The sequence below is a fragment of the Vibrio zhanjiangensis genome (assembly GCF_030161235.1).
Lineage (GTDB): Bacteria > Pseudomonadota > Gammaproteobacteria > Enterobacterales > Vibrionaceae > Vibrio > Vibrio zhanjiangensis.
On record NZ_BSPW01000061.1, the window covers coordinates 36,834 to 53,129 of the forward strand.

Genomic DNA, 16,296 nt, shown 5'->3' on the forward strand with positions numbered 1-16,296 from the left:
ATGGCCTTTGATTTGTATCCCTGAGAAGGTCATGAAACTAAACACCAATCAAGATGAAGCTGTGAAATATGTTTCCGGCCCATGCTTAGTCCTTGCTGGGGCAGGCTCGGGTAAAACGCGAGTCATTACCAATAAGATTGCTTATCTCGTCAAACAGTGCGGGTACAAAGCACGTAATATTGCGGCGGTCACCTTTACCAACAAGGCTGCTCGAGAAATGAAAGAGCGAGTTGGACAAACACTTGGTAAGAATGAATCTAAAGGGTTAATGGTTTCAACGTTTCACACTTTGGGCCTAAATATCATCAAGCGTGAATATAAAGCGCTGGGGCTTAAATCGGGTTTTTCCTTGTTTGATGACCAAGATCAGCTGGCGCTGCTAAAAGAATTGACAGAAAAACAGTTAGATGGTGATAAAGACCTGCTACGTCAGCTGCTCAGTACGATTTCAAATTGGAAAAATGACATATTGACTCCTGAGCAAGCAATAGCAAGTGCTCAAGGTGAGCAACTACAAGTGTTTGCCCACTGCTTTTCTCTGTATCAAAAGCAGATGAAGGCTTATAACGCTCTAGACTTTGATGATCTTATTTTACTGCCTGTTTTACTGTTTAGACGTTACCCAGAAGTTCGCCAGCGATGGCAAAACCGCATTCGTTACCTGCTCGTTGATGAATATCAGGACACCAATACCAGTCAGTATGAGTTGGTTAAGTTGATCGTTGGTGAGCGAGGTCGATTGACTGTCGTTGGTGATGACGACCAGTCAATTTATTCATGGCGTGGCGCAAAACCACAAAATCTGGTTTTGCTTGGCCAAGATTACCCTAAGCTTCGATTGATAAAACTCGAACAAAACTATCGCTCTACCAGCCGTATTTTACGCGCAGCGAATATATTGATTGCCAATAATCCACACGTGTATGAGAAATCCTTGTTCTCAGAAATCCCAGATGGTGAAAAGCTTAAAGTGCTGCTGGCCAAAGACGAAGATCATGAAGCTGAGCGAGTTACCGGAGAACTTATTGCACATAAGTTTTTGAACCGAACAGAATATCGAGATTATGCGATTCTGTATCGAGGTAATCACCAATCAAGATTGATTGAAAAGTCCCTAATGCAAAATCGAGTCCCTTATACCCTCTCTGGAGGGACTTCCTTTTTTGCTCGCGCTGAAATAAAAGATATCATGGCGTATCTGCGGGTATTGGTAAATCCAGATGATGATAACGCCTTTTTACGCATAGTGAACACGCCGAGACGAGAGATAGGTCCAGTGACATTAGAAAAGCTGGGTAGCTATGCCAATATGCGAGGAAAAAGTTTATTCGAGGCAAGTTTTGAAATCGGGCTTGAACAGCATTTGTCGGGGCGCGGGCTGGAACATTTGCGTAGATTTACTCACTGGCTAGTTAAAATTGCTGACCAAGCTGAGCGAGGGGATAAGGTCGACGCTGTTCGTTCGTTGGTGCGTGATATCAATTATGAAGACTGGCTATATGAAACCTCTGCAAGTGCAAAAGCGGCGGAGATGAGAATGAAAAATGTATCGGATTTGTATTCATGGATAGTCTCTGATCTTGAAGGTGACAACTACGATCAGGAAGAGAAAAATCTCAAAGAAGTCGTTCAACGTTTGACATTACGTGACATGATGGAGCGTGGTGAAGAGAATGAAGATACTAATGCAGTACAGTTGATGACATTGCATGCCTCAAAAGGCCTTGAGTTTCCCTATGTGTATCTCGTTGGCGCTGAAGAAGGAATCTTGCCTCACCAAACCAGTATCGATGAAGATAACATAGAGGAAGAGCGTCGCTTGATGTACGTTGGAATTACTCGTGCTCAGAGAGAATTGACATTTACCATGTGCAAAGAACGCAGGCAGTTCGGAGAGATAATTAAGCCTACCCAGAGTCGATTTCTTGATGAACTTCCTTTTGATGATGTGGAATGGGAAGTCAATAAAAAGCCCCAAACCCAGGAAGAGAGGATGGCCAAAGGGCAGGCACATATTGCCAATATCCGAGCTATGTTTAACAACAAATCGTCTGGTTAACAATGACTTAAGAGCTTAGTCTAACACCAAGCTCTTAACCTGCTTTGTTTATTATTACAGACCTTTGATCATGTGCTCTATAGCAGCAACAATTTCATCATCCGAGCAATCCATACAGGTGCCTCTCGCGGGCATGGCATTGAAACCATTGATGGCATGATTTTTAAGTACATCCTTACCTTGAGCGATACGAGGCGCCCAGTCACTCGCATTGCCAGTTTTTGGCGCACCACTGACACCAGATGAATGACAAGCAATACAAAAGGTACCATAGACACTTGCACCATCGCGTGGTCCAGTTGGTTCGGCTTTCACTGGTTCTGCACCAGCAAGGTAGACATCACCAACCGGCTTTATGCGCTCAGCTATCGCGTCGTAGTCTTCTTGGCTGATCTTTGCTGCAAAAGAGGCGCTTGAGAAAGTAATAGCAGCAACCATAGCGGTTAAGATTTTTCGAGACATATCCATTTAACTCACTTTACATTCCTAATGGTAAGTTCGTGCTTACCTATTTATTAGATTATTAGAGTGTGGTTTGATTTGCAGCATTTTGCTGAGAAATCAATGCAAATATTAGGTGATTATATCCTGATAACCCGTTGCAATAAACAGCAAGAGACATGCATCTATATGGTTATATAATCGGAAATAGGGGTTTATCACACTTTAATTGCCCAAAAAGACATCAAACGATAAAAAAACTTTAAAAAGTACTAGACGGCATTGTGTGATATACGTATTATTCCACTCCGCCGATAGGGCATGCGCCCGTAGCTCAGCTGGATAGAGCGTTGGCCTCCGGAGCCAAAGGTCGAAGGTTCGAATCCTTTCGGGCGCGCCATTTCCCGGAGGGGCATTATCGGTAAAATATATTGTGGTGGCTATAGCTCAGTTGGTAGAGCCCCGGATTGTGATTCCGGTTGTCGCGAGTTCAAGTCTCGTTAGCCACCCCATTCTCGGTGAATAGCGCAGCTTGGTAGCGCATCTGGTTTGGGACCAGAGGGTCGGGGGTTCGAATCCCTCTTCACCGACCACTATCTTGTTTATGGCTCGATATGAGCGGTAAATGTAAAAAATACTGTGGTGGCTATAGCTCAGTTGGTAGAGCCCCGGATTGTGATTCCGGTTGTCGCGAGTTCAAGTCTCGTTAGCCACCCCATTAATTTCTCAGCAAATTAATCACAAGCTGAGATAAGAGAAAAACAAAACATTTTCTCACTAACGATTTTCGGTGAATAGCGCAGCTTGGTAGCGCATCTGGTTTGGGACCAGAGGGTCGGGGGTTCGAATCCCTCTTCACCGACCACATAAGAAAGCCTGCTTTTAAGCAGGCTTTTTCTTTTCTATCTACTCAGCAATTTTGTCGCCGTTTATATTGCTTCATCTTATTTATTTCAATGTCCTATCCGATTAGCCGTAGTCGCTTTCATCCTTTACTCTCGGGTATTCAGTGCAATGATGCGTGTATTTCTCCGCAACTAACTTATGCTTTTTGACTCCATTAATGTGCATCATTGGTGGTTTTATATTCAATGTTTTTTCCACTTTTGATACATCAAACATATCACTATGTTGCATATATGTTTCTATGATTTAAGTAATATTGGCGTTAATTAGAAGTTTTGATGGTTTGTTTGTTGCTTTTCTGTGAATTTTTTGCCAAATTGATGAGCTTGTAAATTGTCAGTACAGTATACCAGCCTGTTTCTGGGGCGATATTATCTGACTGACGAGAATGGATTCACTTACAGACAGGGCAGGAAGCTGCCGGAGCATTAGAGGTCTGGTAATGTCACTTTTAGAAGTTAAGAACCTTCGTATTGAGTACCCATCGCGCCATGGTGTACACGCAGCTGTTAAGTCTTTGTCGTTCAATATTGAACGAGGGGAGATTGTTGGTGTTGTTGGTGAATCTGGTGCAGGAAAATCAACGGTTGGTAATGCTGTTATCGATCTGCTGAGCCCTCCAGGGCGTATTGCCAGTGGTGACGTGTATTTAGATGGGACTTTGATATCTGGTTTGTCAGCAGAAGAGATGCGACAAGTTAGGGGATCTAAAATAGGATTTATTTTTCAAGATCCTATGACTTCTTTAAACCCACTTTTTACTGTTGAGCAGCAGCTAACAGAGACCATTCATGCCAATATGAATGTTTCCGAGGATGAAGCATATCAAAGAGCTTTGTCCTTGATGCAGCAAGTGGGGATACCACAGCCAGAAAATCGCCTCAAGCAGTACCCACACCAATTTTCTGGAGGGATGCGTCAGCGTGTTGTGATTGCAATCGCTCTGGCTGGTGAGCCGGATTTAATTATTGCTGACGAGCCGACAACAGCCTTGGATGTATCGATACAAGATCAGATCCTCAACCTTATCCGAGAGTTGTGCATTAAGAACAACGTTGGTTGCATGTTGGTCACCCATGATATGGGCGTAGTATCAAATGTGACGGATAGGGTTGCAGTAATGTACCGTGGCGACCTCGTTGAATTTGGTGAAACCAAAAAGGTTTTAGGCGACCCTGATCACTCGTATACCCGCAGTCTGATTTCGGCTGTTCCTCGTTCGGATGTCAAACTCGAGCGTTTTCCTCTGGTTAGCTACATTGAACAAGCACAAGAAATGGAACCGCTCGATATTAAGAATCATTGGCTTGGTCAGAGCCAAGATCATCGAGCCTATACTGGCTCATTACTGAAAGTAGAAAGCGTTAATTTGCGTTTCGTGACCAAAGATTCTCTCTTTGAAAGTCGCCGCGAATACGTACAAGCATCAAATAATGTCAGTTTTGATGTTTTTGAAGGCGAGACGTTTGGCCTAGTTGGTGAGTCTGGTTCTGGAAAATCGACCATTGCCCGAGTGATTGCGGGTTTGTATCAACCCAATTCTGGCAAGGTCACCTTTGAAGGTATTGATTTAACTGCGCTGAAATCAGAGAAAGAACGCCGTCCTATACGCCGGCAAATGCAGATGGTGTTCCAAAATCCTTATACGTCGATGAACCCGCGAATGAAGATTTTCGACATTATCGCAGAACCTATTCGTTTTCATCAGTTAACAGACAATGAAAATCAGACTAGACAGATTGTCTATGACTTGCTTGACCACGTTGGACTAGGCAAGATGGCAGGGGTTAAATATCCCCATGAATTCTCCGGTGGACAACGTCAGCGCATATCCATTGCCCGAGCTTTAGCGACTCGTCCTCGGTTGCTGATTTGTGATGAGCCAACCTCAGCGCTCGATGTGTCTGTGCAGGCGCAGATACTGAATCTACTTAAAGATCTTCAAGATGAACTCGACTTGACCATGTTGTTTATTAGTCATGATTTGCCAGTTATTCGTCAGATGTGCGATCGGGTTGGGGTGATGCAAATGGGCACCTTACTTGAGGTGGCGCCGACAGAGCAGTTATTTAACTCGCCGCAGCATGAATACAGTAAGCAACTTATTTCCTTAATGCCGGAATTTACCGGATTAAGAGAAGCGATATAGAAGGCATACGCCTCAGATAAAGACAGAACTTAGTTAAACAGACAATATACATTAATAGGGATGATTCCCGCATAAGGAGTTGTGCAATGAAAACCATTAAAAGCAAATTAGCCATGGCTATTATGGCAGCTGGCTTGAGCTTTGGTGCAGCAGCAGCCGATATTACGGTTGGTTATGCCTCTGATCCTGTCTCACTTGATCCCCATGAACAGCTATCAGGTGGTACCTTGCAAATGTCTCATATGGTCTTTGACCCATTGGTGCGCTTTACACAAGATATGAAGTTCGAACCTCGTTTGGCGACCTCGTGGGAGCGAGTGGATAATGAAACCATGCGTTTTCATCTACGAGAAGGAGTTAAGTTCCATTCTGGCAATGCATTTACGGCCGACGACGTGGTTTGGACGTTTGAGCGTTTGAAAGAGTCCGCTGACTTTAAAGGTATTTTCGCCCCTCTCGTGGCCTTAAATAAGATTGATGATTATACCGTTGAGATTAAAACCGACGGTACTTATCCTCTGATTGAAAATGTCGCGACCTATATTTTCCCAATGGACAGTAAGTTTTATACGGGTAAAACAGAAGATGGCAAGGACAAAGCTGAGATGGTCAAGCATGGTAATTCCTATGCTTCCACTCATGCATCGGGTACTGGTCCATTTATCATTACCTCGCGTGAGCAAGGTGTGAAAGTGCAATTTGAGCGTTTTGATGATTATTGGGATAAAGACTCAAAAGGTAATGTTGATAAGCTCACCCTAGTGCCGATAAAGGAAGATGCGACGCGAGTTGCAGCTCTCCTGTCTGGTGACGTTGATATGATTGCCCCTGTTGCTCCGAATGACTATAAGCGTATTGAAGATGCTGATGGTGTCGATCTATACACCATGCCTGGTACACGTGTTATCACCTTTCAGATGAACCAAAACAGCAATCCAGCACTTAAAGATGTGCGAGTTCGCCAAGCAATTGTTTACGCCATTAATAACGAAGGCATAGTGAAAAAAATCATGAAAGGGGCGGGGACTCCAGCTGCTCAGCAAAGTCCAGTTGGTTATGCTGGCTATAATGACAGCCTAAAGCCTCGTTATGATTTGAAGAAGGCGAAAGCCCTGATGAAAGAAGCTGGTTATGAAAAAGGCTTCTCTCTGACGATGATGGCGCCGAATAACCGTTATGTAAACGATGCGAAAATTGCACAAGCTGCAGCGGCAATGTTGTCAAAAATTGGCATTAAGGTTGATCTAAAAACCATGCCAAAAGCGCAGTATTGGCCTGAATTCGATAAATGCGCTGCGGATATGATGATGATTGGTTGGCATCCTGATACTGAAGATTCAGGTAACTTTACAGAGTTCTTAGCAATGACCCGCTATAGTGAAACGGGTAAAGGACAATACAACTGCGGCCACTATAGCAATACCGAAGTGGATAAGCTAATCAACCAATCAAATGTTGAAACTGATCTAAACAAACGTGGTGAAATGCTTAAGCAAGTCGAAGCCACACTTTATGATGAGGCTGCTTTTGTTCCCCTGCATTGGGAAGACCCATCTTGGGCGGCGAAAAGCAATGTTAAAATTGGTCCAATTGTCAATGGTATGGATCAGCCTTACTTTGGCGACCTAGTCGTCAAATAAGGGTTTACCAAGTGCTTATCTGATTAAGTACTTGGTTGTTTAAGGTGCTGCCTTTATTTCAGTCAGGTTAGCACCTTTTTCAATATTCAATGTGCAGTACTCAATTGGATTGCAGACTGAAATATACGGAAAGTAAAAGGGGCAGGGAATGTTTTCGTTTCTGGTCAAGCGCCTGTTTCAGGCACTGATAGTGATGTTTGTGATCAGTTTGGTGGCATTTGCCATTCAGGATAATCTTGGCGATCCATTGCGTGAGCTTGTTGGACAGTCTGTTTCTGAAGCAGAGCGTCAGGCTCTGCGCGATGAGCTAGGCCTCAACGATCCTTTCATAACAAAATACACTCGCTTTGTTGGCGCTGCGCTTCATGGTGATTTAGGCACATCCTACTTCTTTAAGCGTCCTGCCGTTGAAGTCATTTTGGATAAGTTAGTCGCAACGCTTGAGTTGGTGTTTGGTGCCACGCTGATTATTATTGCGTGTTCAATCCCTCTGGGGGTTTATTCAGCGATTCATCCCAAAAGTCTACTCACTAAGATAGTCATGGCTTTTAGTAGTGTGGGTATCTCAATCCCCGTGTTTTTAACCGCAATTATGCTGATGTATGTTTTCTCGATTGAGCTTGGTTGGTTGCCTTCCTTTGGCCGAGGGGAAACCGTCAATCTTCTTGGCTGGGAATCCGGTTATTTTACCCTTGATGGACTGGCGCACCTTGTGTTGCCATGTATATCGCTTGCCTCGATTATGCTGCCACTTTTTATCCGTTTAGTGCGCTCTGAAATGCTTGAAGTACTGAGCTCTGAGTACATTAAATTTGCTAAGGCAAAAGGGTTAGCGCTTAACAAGATATATTACCAGCACGCCTTAAAAAATACCCTATTGCCGGTTTTGACTGTCGGTGGTGTACAGATAGGTACCATGGTTGCCTACACGATTTTGACTGAAACCGTCTTTCAGTGGCCTGGTACGGGTTTCCTTTTCCTCGAAGCCATCAACCGTGTTGATACGCCACTTATTACGGCTTATGTAATTTTTGTTGGGCTCATATTTGTCGTGACCAATACCATCGTCGATTTGCTGTATGGCATTATCAATCCAACCGTGGACTTAACTGGAAAGGGGGCATAATCATGAGCCAAACTACAACTGCTCCTTCTCGATGGGAGCGCTTTAAACAATCGGATTTCTTGTATCATTTCAAGCGCGATAAAGTGGCAATGACAAGCTTTACCGTGTTTATGTTAATGTTGGTTATGGCGCTAGCTGCACCGATATTATCACCGACCAATCCGTATGATTTAGCATCGATTGACATCATGGATTCAGAGTTACCTCCTTCTTGGATGGAGGAGGGTGATGAACGCTTTGTTCTGGGAACCGACGAGCAAGGACGTGATATTCTATCGACAATTTTGTACGGTTCACGTCTATCGTTAACCATTGGTTTTTTGGCGGTGGGTTTACAGCTGATTCTGGGAATTATAATTGGCCTTTCTGCGGGATATTTTGGTGGTCGTGTTGATAGCGTATTAATGCGTTTTGCCGATATTCAATTGTCATTTTCGACTATGATGGTTGCCATCATCGTATCCGCTATCTTTAAAGCGAGTTTTGGTAGTGACTTTTTTAGTCAATATGCGGTGATTATGTTGGTGGTCATTATTGGTGTAGCGGAATGGCCTCAATATGCTCGGACTATTCGAGCATCTGTATTGGCTGAGAAGAAAAAAGAATACGTCGAAGCGGCGAAAGTGATGGGTTTTAAGGCGCCACGTATTATGTTTCGTCACATTCTGCCTAACTGTTTATCACCGATTCTGGTTATCTCGACAGTACAGGTGGCAAACGCGATTATGTCAGAAGCGGCTTTGTCTTTCCTTGGACTAGGTCTGCCTGTCGATCAACCATCGTTAGGTGCCCTAATCAGCATTGGCTTTCACTATATCTTTTCAGGTGCCTGGTGGATTACTGCGTTTCCTGGCGTGGTACTGGTTACTCTTGTTCTGGTTATCAATTTGCTTGGTGACTGGCTTCGAGATGTATTCAATCCTAAAATCTACAAAGGGTGATCTAAGCCTAAGATTTGATTATATAAATCTCACTAAACTAGGAGTCGTAGCAAGTTACGGCTCTTTTTTTGCATTACAGTTTAGATAATGATAAGTCATCCATAATAAACCAAGTAATGGGATAACAAATTTGAGGTTGGAATGTGGATATGAGAATAGCTGTAAAATCCAAACCTTCTTTGGTGACACTTATGAGCCTAGTGATTTTGGGTCAGTTTTTGTCTGTAGAAAGGGCGTCTGCAGAGACGTTTCTATGTGACGCGACTCAAGCATCAAAAGACGTTCTCCCTTTGCTGGAAAGTGATTGTCCGATTGGTGTGGGAATGTGGGGTAAAAAGCGACCTGATTCAAACGTATCGCAATTTTGGATTCAGTGCGGTGTCTTTAGTGCACCACTGACCTTAAATGAAGCTAAGGAAATTTATCCAAAGATTGATTCTGATGTTTGGGCTAAGCCAGAAGGTAATGTGTATCGATGCCTCATTGGACCATACAAAGATTTTTCTAAGGTTAAACAAGATCTTGCGAACGTAAAGCAACTGCCAAAATATGAAGAAGCTTTTGTGCGTCAGATTATAAATGATGGCTCAAAAGGAAAAGGCGCTATGCAAGCTGCTGCGGCACCATCTGATCAACGGCAAACATCAGAGTCGAAAGCGGGTTCTAAATCTACGACTAAATTAGCCGCAACGGAGGAATTGACAGCTGGTGTATCGATTCGTCACAAAATAGTGATTAACGGTGTTGAATATACAGTGCCTTATTCACTATATAGTAACGATCAGTTTTATATGGAGCACGAGCTGCCTTGGAATCGGATGAGTTATGATATGGCTTATCAAACTTGTGAGCAAATGGGTATGCGGCTTGCGAGTAATAATGAATGGCAGTCTTTGCTCAACGCTAACGTAATGATGAAAGATAAATGGCCGGTGCATTTACCCTATTGGGGTGAAGAAAAAACAGGACTTTTCTACACAGGAAAAGTGAAATCGCTTAAGGGCTCCTCACTACTCAATGTGATGTGTGTAAAGTAGGAAAACTCAGGGACAAGCTACTGGCCTTCTTTCCCTTCTGCCTTGGCTTTTTTTTCTGATTCTTTGAGTAAGTCGAGATATTTATTTTCAACAAACTCTTTTTCTTTTGTGACGTGGTGTAATTGCTGCTGGATAGCTTCTAGTTCTTCGCTGGATGCGCCAGCACCACTGTCAGATTGTTCACTGATTTTCTTCTTGTAGTTCTCAATGATATTGAGCAGTTGTTGACGCTCTTGGTGATACTCTTTTTCCATTTTATTAAAGCCGCCAGATTCACTGATTTGCATATATTCCTTCTCGAGTTGTTCAAATTGCTTTTCGAGCTGCTCTTTTTCTTGTCGTAGGCTATCAACAGTATCTGATTGTTTGGCTAGTTTATTCTTAGCTTTTCTTAGTCCTTCCATGCTCCTATCAAGATCCCCTTTGAGTTTTCGAATAAGCTGGTGGGACTTTGATAGCTGCTGATTCAAATCATCAATGGACGCTTGTTCATCAGAAGTGAGGGTATGGCCACCTGCCGCCCTTATTTGTGATACTTGAGCCTCTAGCGCTTTCTGGATAATGATGAGATCATTGAGCGTGTCATTGTTTTCAGTGGTATAACTGAGGGCATTTTCAACGGACTCTTGGCATAGCTGGTAAGTTTGAGTGTCGATGGTAGGATTAGAATCCGATTGTGGGCCATGGACAACCTCACGAGCGAAATGCCGAAACTCTCTAATCATGAGCAATAAAATGACGAACCATACCAGTAGTACGAGTAACCCAACATCGATTGCAAGAGCGAATAAACTTTCAGTTGTTAGTAAAGGTGTCGTTAGAAGTGCGGCTAAATCCATGAACTCATTCTATGTTTTGCAATCTCTATAGGGTGTAAGTTTAGTTGTCATCAGAAATTGTGCCTATAATTTAATACAATCACCCAGAGAGAGTAGATGACGGTTTGTGAAAATTCTGATTGTCGATGACAGTAAAGCAACGTTAGAGATAGTCCGGCGCGCATTGGAAAAGTTTGGCTATCGTCGCTTATCCATTAAAAAAGAAGACAGTGCAGTCGGAGCGCTCAATAGAGTTAAAGAATGGCAGCCAGAGATTGTCCTGACAGACTGGTATATGCCTGATATGACAGGCCTTACTCTCATTCAAGAAATTAAAAAACTCGATCTGGGCACAAAAATGGGCATGATCACTACAGTTGATGATCAACTGCAGATAAATCAAGCCAAGTCGGCAGGTGCAAGTTTTGTGTTATCAAAGCCCTTTGTCGACAAAGATTTGCACCGCAAGCTTTTGCCTCTAGTCCAAGGGGCAGAGGAAAGTGAGCGCACACTTGATGGTATAATTGATGTGCAAAAGGAGTTGGCATTACCTAAGTTAGCTCAGCTTGAGAAGCTTATGAAGCGCGAAATAGGCGATCGCCTCAAGCTCAGCAATATTCGTATGCAATCCTTTGATGAAAGTAAAATCCCATGTTTGCTTGCTATGTATGAAGATGGTGATACACAAAGAACCAGAGCTGTCGCCATTTTAGATATCTACGCGATTTGTATTTTGTCCCGTGCCAACTCAAAAATCAGCAAAAGTGATTTGCAACAAGCAATTCATAGCAAGTTGGTTAGCAAAGGTATTTTGGACACCTGCCATAAAGTCCTCGATAAGTCTTCACTTGCTTTTCTCGATAGTTCTTCGCGTAAAAGCTTACGTCTTAAAAGTGTCAGTTTTATTCCTTCTGCTTTTGAAAAGCTCCAAGCTTTGTACAGTAAAGAGCAAGATAAAAGGGTGGATTTTTCCTGTCAGTTTGAAGATATGGCTCAGGGAAAAATTACCTTAATTGGCTTTTAGCTGCGCTGTCTTTTCCTTATTTTTCTGTTAACGTCATCAAACATTGTTGTCGCATTTCTCTTGTCCTTGGCCGCTGAGGATGTGATGTTTAATCTTGTTGGATATGTGTGGCATTTTATTTGTAGATATCAATTTATTGTGTTTATGAGTTTAGATTTTTTCCGCGTATTTCTTTGTGATTCGTTTCTTTTTTTTCCATTAACTTATTAATTTCTCGTTTGATTTTACCTGCCTGAGAAATGGCATGTCATTAAGTCATTTCATTTAAGTAATAAGGAACGGATAACCAATGAGAAACGATAAGTATAAAAAGAATCTATTATTGCTCGCTGTGATGGGAGCTTTAGTCTCGGGAATCTCTGGGTGCAGTGATGATGACAAATCTTCACTTGAGTTTTCGTCCCAAGTTGAGATGCCAATAAGTGGTCTTGCTGCGGGAGATGCAGCAGAAAGTGGCGAGCAGTATGACTACAGCACTTTGGCGGTGTTTGACTGGAAAAACTATGGCGATCAGACTCCAAAACCAAGATTTGGTGTTGTTGAGCGTCATGGTGATTCTGCCACTGTTGTACCGCTTGATCAAAGTATCATTGACTGGCCAGATTCGGAGCCGAGAGGTAACGATTTAGAGGCTATCTGTCAGATAGACGATACTTATTATCTAGCCGCTGAAAGTAGTTATTACCACGATGAAGACGCGGATACCTACCAATATGGTCGCTTATTTCTTATCGCACGCGACCCAACTCAAGGTAGTCTGTATGCAGGGTTATTATGGGCTGCAACCTATCAGTTGAGCAATGACCCTTCAATATACAATGGTATAAATTTTGAGGGTTTAGCGTGTGCACCATCTGATAGTAATGATGGCAGCTATAATATTTTGTTAGGGGATAGAGAGTCGGGTGACTTATATTGGGACAAAATACAGCCAATGGCTGATATTACTTCAGGTACCACTCAGGTATTAGATTTAAAACCTGTGGGCAATATACAGGCACCAGTAGAGTGGGGCACAAACCGTAATATATCCGAACTATTTTATAGTACTACAGAACACTATTTATATGGCGTTGCTTCCTTTGACCCAGATGAGAGCCCAGATAGTCCGCGGGCGACAATGTACAAAAGTACTGACACATTCTATTTAGAAAGCGATGCATTTATGCAATACCTGACGGGTAATATTGATGTTGAAGCAGTCCACTCTTTCCCTAACCACAAAATTGAGGGGATCACGGCTTATGGAACAACGGGCGGGATGTTTTATGGTTCGGACGATGACACAGATACCAATGAATATGGCTTGGTTAAGGTTCAGTAAGTCTAGATTAACCTAACTTTACAAACCCTATCAAAGTCTGCGGATGAATTCGCAGACTTTTGTATTTAGCTGGTGATATCTAGCTGATTATCTTGAGTGGCTGGCATATGTTCACGCAATATCTTTTCTACAATCTCGATATGGACAGGCTTTGAGATAAAGTCGTTCATTCCCGCATCAAAACACAGTTGTTTGTCTTCTTCAAGCACGTTGGCCGTGACCGCAATGATTGGTACCTCTCTCCCCCAATTGGAGAGTTGCCGAATATGTTTGGTGGCGGTGAGTCCGTCCATTACTGGCATATGGCAGTCCATAAATACGATTTGGTAATCATGCTTCTTAAACAGCTCTAGTGCGATTTGGCCATTTTCAGCCACATCACAGGTGAGGTTTAGGCGTTTAAGAATTTGTGTCATAACAACTTGGTTGACCGAGTTGTCTTCAACGACGAGAGCTTGGGCGTTTGAGGTGTTGGTTTTTGGCTTTTCGTTATCGTTGGATTTTGCTAATACACGCAATTTGGATTGTTTATCTGACTCGCTTTGTGAGGCGACAACTTTAAGACTATTGGTTTGACAAGCGAGAGGCAGCTCTACCGAGAAACGACTCCCCAATCCAACCTCACTAGAAACTTGAATCTTACCACCCATAAGTTCGGTTAGCTCTTTAGAAATGGCGAGTCCAAGACCGGTACCACCATATTCGCGGGTCGTGCTGCCATCGGCTTGATGGAATTTATCAAAAATAATGTCCAGCTTCTCAGAATCGATACCAATACCAGTGTCGCTGACCGCAATTTTTAAACAGGAGGATTGATAGCTGACGTGTATTCTGACAAATCCCACCTGAGTGAATTTAATCGCGTTAGTCACTAGATTACTAATAACTTGTTTTACGTGGACGGGATCTCCAATAAGGGTATTGGGTACATTGGGCTCTATCTCCATCATCAATTGCAGATTCTTACTGCTGGCTTTCACTTCATTGATTCGATGAAGGTCACTGATCAATTGATGGATATCAAAAGGTATGCTCTCAAGTTCCAGTCTTCCTGCTTCGATTTTTGAAATATCGAGAATGTCATTAATAATGGTTAGCATATCCTCAGACGATTGCTGAATCATTCTTAGGTATTTCAACTGAGAGTCATTCAGGTCAAGATCTTCCATTAGCGTGGCGATGCCAATAATGCCGTTCATTGGTGTGCGTATTTCATGACTCATATTAGCCAAGAATTCACTTTTACGACGATTCGCGGTTTCGGCGTCTTCTTTGGCACTTTTTAGTTCTTCATGATAAGCATCCAGTCGAGCACTCGACTCATTAAAGTTGTCAGCTAAACGGGAAATTTCATCTTTGAACATGCGTGGATAAAGCCTAACACTCTGAAGCGCATGATCTTTTTTTACACTTGCTATCGCTTCTGTTATCATACTGATAGGTTTGACGATAACCACCCATATAAAACTGAGCAGTGCGACCAAGAGCAAGACAATACGAACCACCTCAGCAGCAAAAATATGGAAAAATTGCACCCATAGATCACTATAAATGGGGGTTAAGTCGGATTGGATAACGAGTCGGCCCAGCGAGTAGCTCTTATCGCCGATCTCGTAGTCTAAGAGCCATGTGACCGTGATAGCGTCATGCGATTTTTGACCTTTCTCTATGATCGACTCACTACCACTATAAAGATGGACGTAATCTACTTTAGGTAAGTTGATTAACCCTTCTAGCTGAGCGTTAAGTAGAGATCGATCTTCTACCCATAGGCTAGTTCGAATACTGGCGAGTTGGCTGGTTTTGAGGTTGTCGAGTGTCTGGTGCAGGTTATCAATATCCCTCTGCAGCTGTTGATATAGGTTATAACCCGTGCCTGCCAAAGCAAGTAATACGCTAAAAAAAGCGACGGCGTACACGAGTTGTTTACTAATACTTAGGTATCGACGTTCTTTATTCAAAATGTGCAACTACACTCTTATATAATGTTCGCTAATGTAAATATAGTTTCAATTATTCAATAATAAAATGGGGATCGAAAATGAACTGGAAACGCCACCTATTATCAGCTGCATTCTTGATGCTGAACACATCTTTGGCTAACGCAAACAAGGTTGATTATTATGTGATTGCAGACCAAGCCAGACCATTTCAGATTGAAACCAAAGGGACTGACCATTCTGGCATAGTGACGGACATCGTTAAAGAAGTGTTCAAAGATAGTGAGCACAAACTCAATTATCATACCTATCCTTTCAACCGGATGATATCCATTCTGTCTTCTCAAGATAAGGGTAATTGGATCACATATGGTAGCCCGAATTGGGGGAAAGTTCAGTCGGAAAACTTATCCGATGAGCCTATTTATACGGTCAGGCACAATCTATTGTTTAGCAGTAAAAAGCCCATCGATTATACCAATGCGTCAGATTTGAATGGCAAAGTAGTCGTGTTACTTATGAGTTTTGATTACCCTGAACTCCAACCTTATTTTGCCAGTGGTAAAGTGCAAGAGATGAGAGTTAAGAATTATCAGTCAGCCTTTAGGGTGGTTGATCGTCATCCAGGTGAAATGGTGTTTGTTGAGATGGGGTCGAGGATCACTTACAACCAAAATCAACTTAATCTCGACAAACAGCTTTATGGTCAACATACATTTAGTGATGTGATACCTGATTATTCGGTATACCTTGCTATGTCGCCCAATATGGATAAAGAGATTCAAGACTATATTAATCAGCGCTTAAAAGTACTGAAAAAGCAAGGCAAGATAGAAGAAATCATCAAAAAATACATATAGTTACTATGTCGATGCCATTGGCGTTCTAAGG

The 16,296-nt window shown here is 42.6% G+C and carries 13 protein-coding genes and 5 tRNA genes; 14 read left to right on the forward strand and 4 right to left on the reverse strand.

Annotated elements, in window-relative coordinates; all coding sequences use genetic code 11:
• Positions 1–31: 31 nt before the first annotated feature.
• A complete protein-coding gene (gene rep, locus QQK21_RS14095) occupies positions 32–2,059 on the forward strand; it encodes a DNA helicase Rep (RefSeq protein WP_284192828.1) in 2,028 nt (675 codons plus the stop codon).
• Positions 2,060–2,113: 54 nt separating this feature from the next.
• Here the strand turns inward: rep and QQK21_RS14100 are convergent, their stop codons facing one another.
• On the reverse strand, positions 2,114–2,527 hold the full coding sequence (locus tag QQK21_RS14100; protein ID WP_284192829.1) for a c-type cytochrome: 414 nt from the start codon (positions 2,525–2,527) through the stop codon (positions 2,114–2,116).
• Between the two features lie 296 nt (positions 2,528–2,823).
• Between QQK21_RS14100 and QQK21_RS14105 the strand changes: the two genes are divergently transcribed.
• From QQK21_RS14105 to QQK21_RS14125, 5 genes are all read left to right on the forward strand, one after another.
• A tRNA-Arg gene (locus QQK21_RS14105) sits at positions 2,824–2,900 on the forward strand.
• A gap of 36 nt (positions 2,901–2,936) precedes the next feature.
• Positions 2,937–3,012: transfer RNA gene (locus tag QQK21_RS14110), tRNA-His, on the forward strand.
• A 4-nt stretch (positions 3,013–3,016) separates the two neighbouring features.
• A tRNA-Pro gene (locus QQK21_RS14115) sits at positions 3,017–3,093 on the forward strand.
• A gap of 49 nt (positions 3,094–3,142) precedes the next feature.
• Positions 3,143–3,218 (forward strand) — tRNA-His (locus QQK21_RS14120).
• A gap of 70 nt (positions 3,219–3,288) precedes the next feature.
• Positions 3,289–3,365 (forward strand) — tRNA-Pro (locus QQK21_RS14125).
• Between the two features lie 104 nt (positions 3,366–3,469).
• Here the strand turns inward: QQK21_RS14125 and QQK21_RS14130 are convergent.
• Positions 3,470–3,637, reverse strand: coding sequence for a hypothetical protein (locus tag QQK21_RS14130; RefSeq protein WP_284192830.1), 168 nt, complete (start codon positions 3,635–3,637; stop codon positions 3,470–3,472).
• A 211-nt stretch (positions 3,638–3,848) separates the two neighbouring features.
• Between QQK21_RS14130 and QQK21_RS14135 the strand changes: the two genes are divergently transcribed.
• From QQK21_RS14135 to QQK21_RS14155, 5 genes are all read left to right on the forward strand, one after another.
• Complete coding sequence (locus tag QQK21_RS14135) at positions 3,849–5,555, forward strand: dipeptide ABC transporter ATP-binding protein (protein ID WP_284192831.1); 1,707 nt, start codon at positions 3,849–3,851, stop codon at positions 5,553–5,555.
• An 86-nt stretch (positions 5,556–5,641) separates the two neighbouring features.
• The gene (locus tag QQK21_RS14140) at positions 5,642–7,195 is read left to right on the forward strand and encodes an ABC transporter substrate-binding protein (protein ID WP_284192832.1); all 1,554 of its coding nucleotides are present in this window, start codon (positions 5,642–5,644) and stop codon (positions 7,193–7,195) included.
• A gap of 148 nt (positions 7,196–7,343) precedes the next feature.
• Positions 7,344–8,321, forward strand: a complete 978-nt coding sequence (locus QQK21_RS14145) for an ABC transporter permease (protein ID WP_284192833.1) — start codon at positions 7,344–7,346, stop codon at positions 8,319–8,321.
• Between the two features lie 2 nt (positions 8,322–8,323).
• Positions 8,324–9,262: an ABC transporter permease gene (locus QQK21_RS14150; protein ID WP_284192834.1), complete on the forward strand. Its 939-nt coding sequence runs from the start codon at positions 8,324–8,326 to the stop codon at positions 9,260–9,262.
• A gap of 149 nt (positions 9,263–9,411) precedes the next feature.
• Positions 9,412–10,299: an SPOR domain-containing protein gene (locus QQK21_RS14155; protein WP_284192835.1), complete on the forward strand. Its 888-nt coding sequence runs from the start codon at positions 9,412–9,414 to the stop codon at positions 10,297–10,299.
• Positions 10,300–10,316: 17 nt separating this feature from the next.
• On the opposite strand, the gene QQK21_RS14160 is transcribed toward QQK21_RS14155, so the two are convergent.
• Positions 10,317–11,138 carry a chromosome partitioning protein ParA gene (locus QQK21_RS14160; RefSeq protein ID WP_284192836.1) on the reverse strand — a complete coding sequence of 274 codons (822 nt, stop codon included), beginning with the start codon at positions 11,136–11,138 and terminating at the stop codon, positions 10,317–10,319.
• Positions 11,139–11,244: 106 nt separating this feature from the next.
• Here QQK21_RS14160 and QQK21_RS14165 point away from each other — a divergent pair, with 106 nt between their 5' ends.
• Both QQK21_RS14165 and QQK21_RS14170 read left to right on the forward strand, forming a co-directional pair.
• Positions 11,245–12,141 (forward strand): response regulator, encoded by an 897-nt coding sequence (locus tag QQK21_RS14165; protein WP_284192837.1) that lies wholly within the window; start codon positions 11,245–11,247, stop codon positions 12,139–12,141.
• 289 nt (positions 12,142–12,430) lie between these two features.
• Entirely contained in the window at positions 12,431–13,465 is a 1,035-nt protein-coding gene (locus QQK21_RS14170) for a hypothetical protein (RefSeq protein WP_284192838.1), read from the forward strand.
• 65 nt (positions 13,466–13,530) lie between these two features.
• Here QQK21_RS14170 and QQK21_RS14175 read toward each other — a convergent pair whose 3' ends face one another.
• Entirely contained in the window at positions 13,531–15,435 is a 1,905-nt protein-coding gene (locus QQK21_RS14175) for an ATP-binding protein (protein WP_284192839.1), read from the reverse strand.
• Positions 15,436–15,506: 71 nt separating this feature from the next.
• Between QQK21_RS14175 and QQK21_RS14180 the strand changes: the two genes are divergently transcribed.
• Positions 15,507–16,265, forward strand: a complete 759-nt coding sequence (locus QQK21_RS14180) for a substrate-binding periplasmic protein (protein ID WP_284192840.1) — start codon at positions 15,507–15,509, stop codon at positions 16,263–16,265.
• The last annotated feature ends 31 nt before the right edge of the window (positions 16,266–16,296 follow it).

Bases quoted from the DNA above. Each gene is read 5' to 3' on its own strand.
- rep (WP_284192828.1), top strand. From the start codon at position 32: ATGAAACTAAACACCAATCAAGATGAAGCTGTGAAATATGTTTCCGGC.
- QQK21_RS14100 (WP_284192829.1), bottom strand. From the start codon at position 2,527: ATGGATATGTCTCGAAAAATCTTAACCGCTATGGTTGCTGCTATTACT.
- QQK21_RS14130 (WP_284192830.1), bottom strand. From the start codon at position 3,637: ATGCAACATAGTGATATGTTTGATGTATCAAAAGTGGAAAAAACATTG.
- QQK21_RS14135 (WP_284192831.1), top strand. From the start codon at position 3,849: ATGTCACTTTTAGAAGTTAAGAACCTTCGTATTGAGTACCCATCGCGC.
- QQK21_RS14140 (WP_284192832.1), top strand. From the start codon at position 5,642: ATGAAAACCATTAAAAGCAAATTAGCCATGGCTATTATGGCAGCTGGC.
- QQK21_RS14145 (WP_284192833.1), top strand. From the start codon at position 7,344: ATGTTTTCGTTTCTGGTCAAGCGCCTGTTTCAGGCACTGATAGTGATG.
- QQK21_RS14150 (WP_284192834.1), top strand. From the start codon at position 8,324: ATGAGCCAAACTACAACTGCTCCTTCTCGATGGGAGCGCTTTAAACAA.
- QQK21_RS14155 (WP_284192835.1), top strand. From the start codon at position 9,412: ATGAGAATAGCTGTAAAATCCAAACCTTCTTTGGTGACACTTATGAGC.
- QQK21_RS14160 (WP_284192836.1), bottom strand. From the start codon at position 11,138: ATGGATTTAGCCGCACTTCTAACGACACCTTTACTAACAACTGAAAGT.
- QQK21_RS14170 (WP_284192838.1), top strand. From the start codon at position 12,431: ATGAGAAACGATAAGTATAAAAAGAATCTATTATTGCTCGCTGTGATG.
- QQK21_RS14180 (WP_284192840.1), top strand. From the start codon at position 15,507: ATGAACTGGAAACGCCACCTATTATCAGCTGCATTCTTGATGCTGAAC.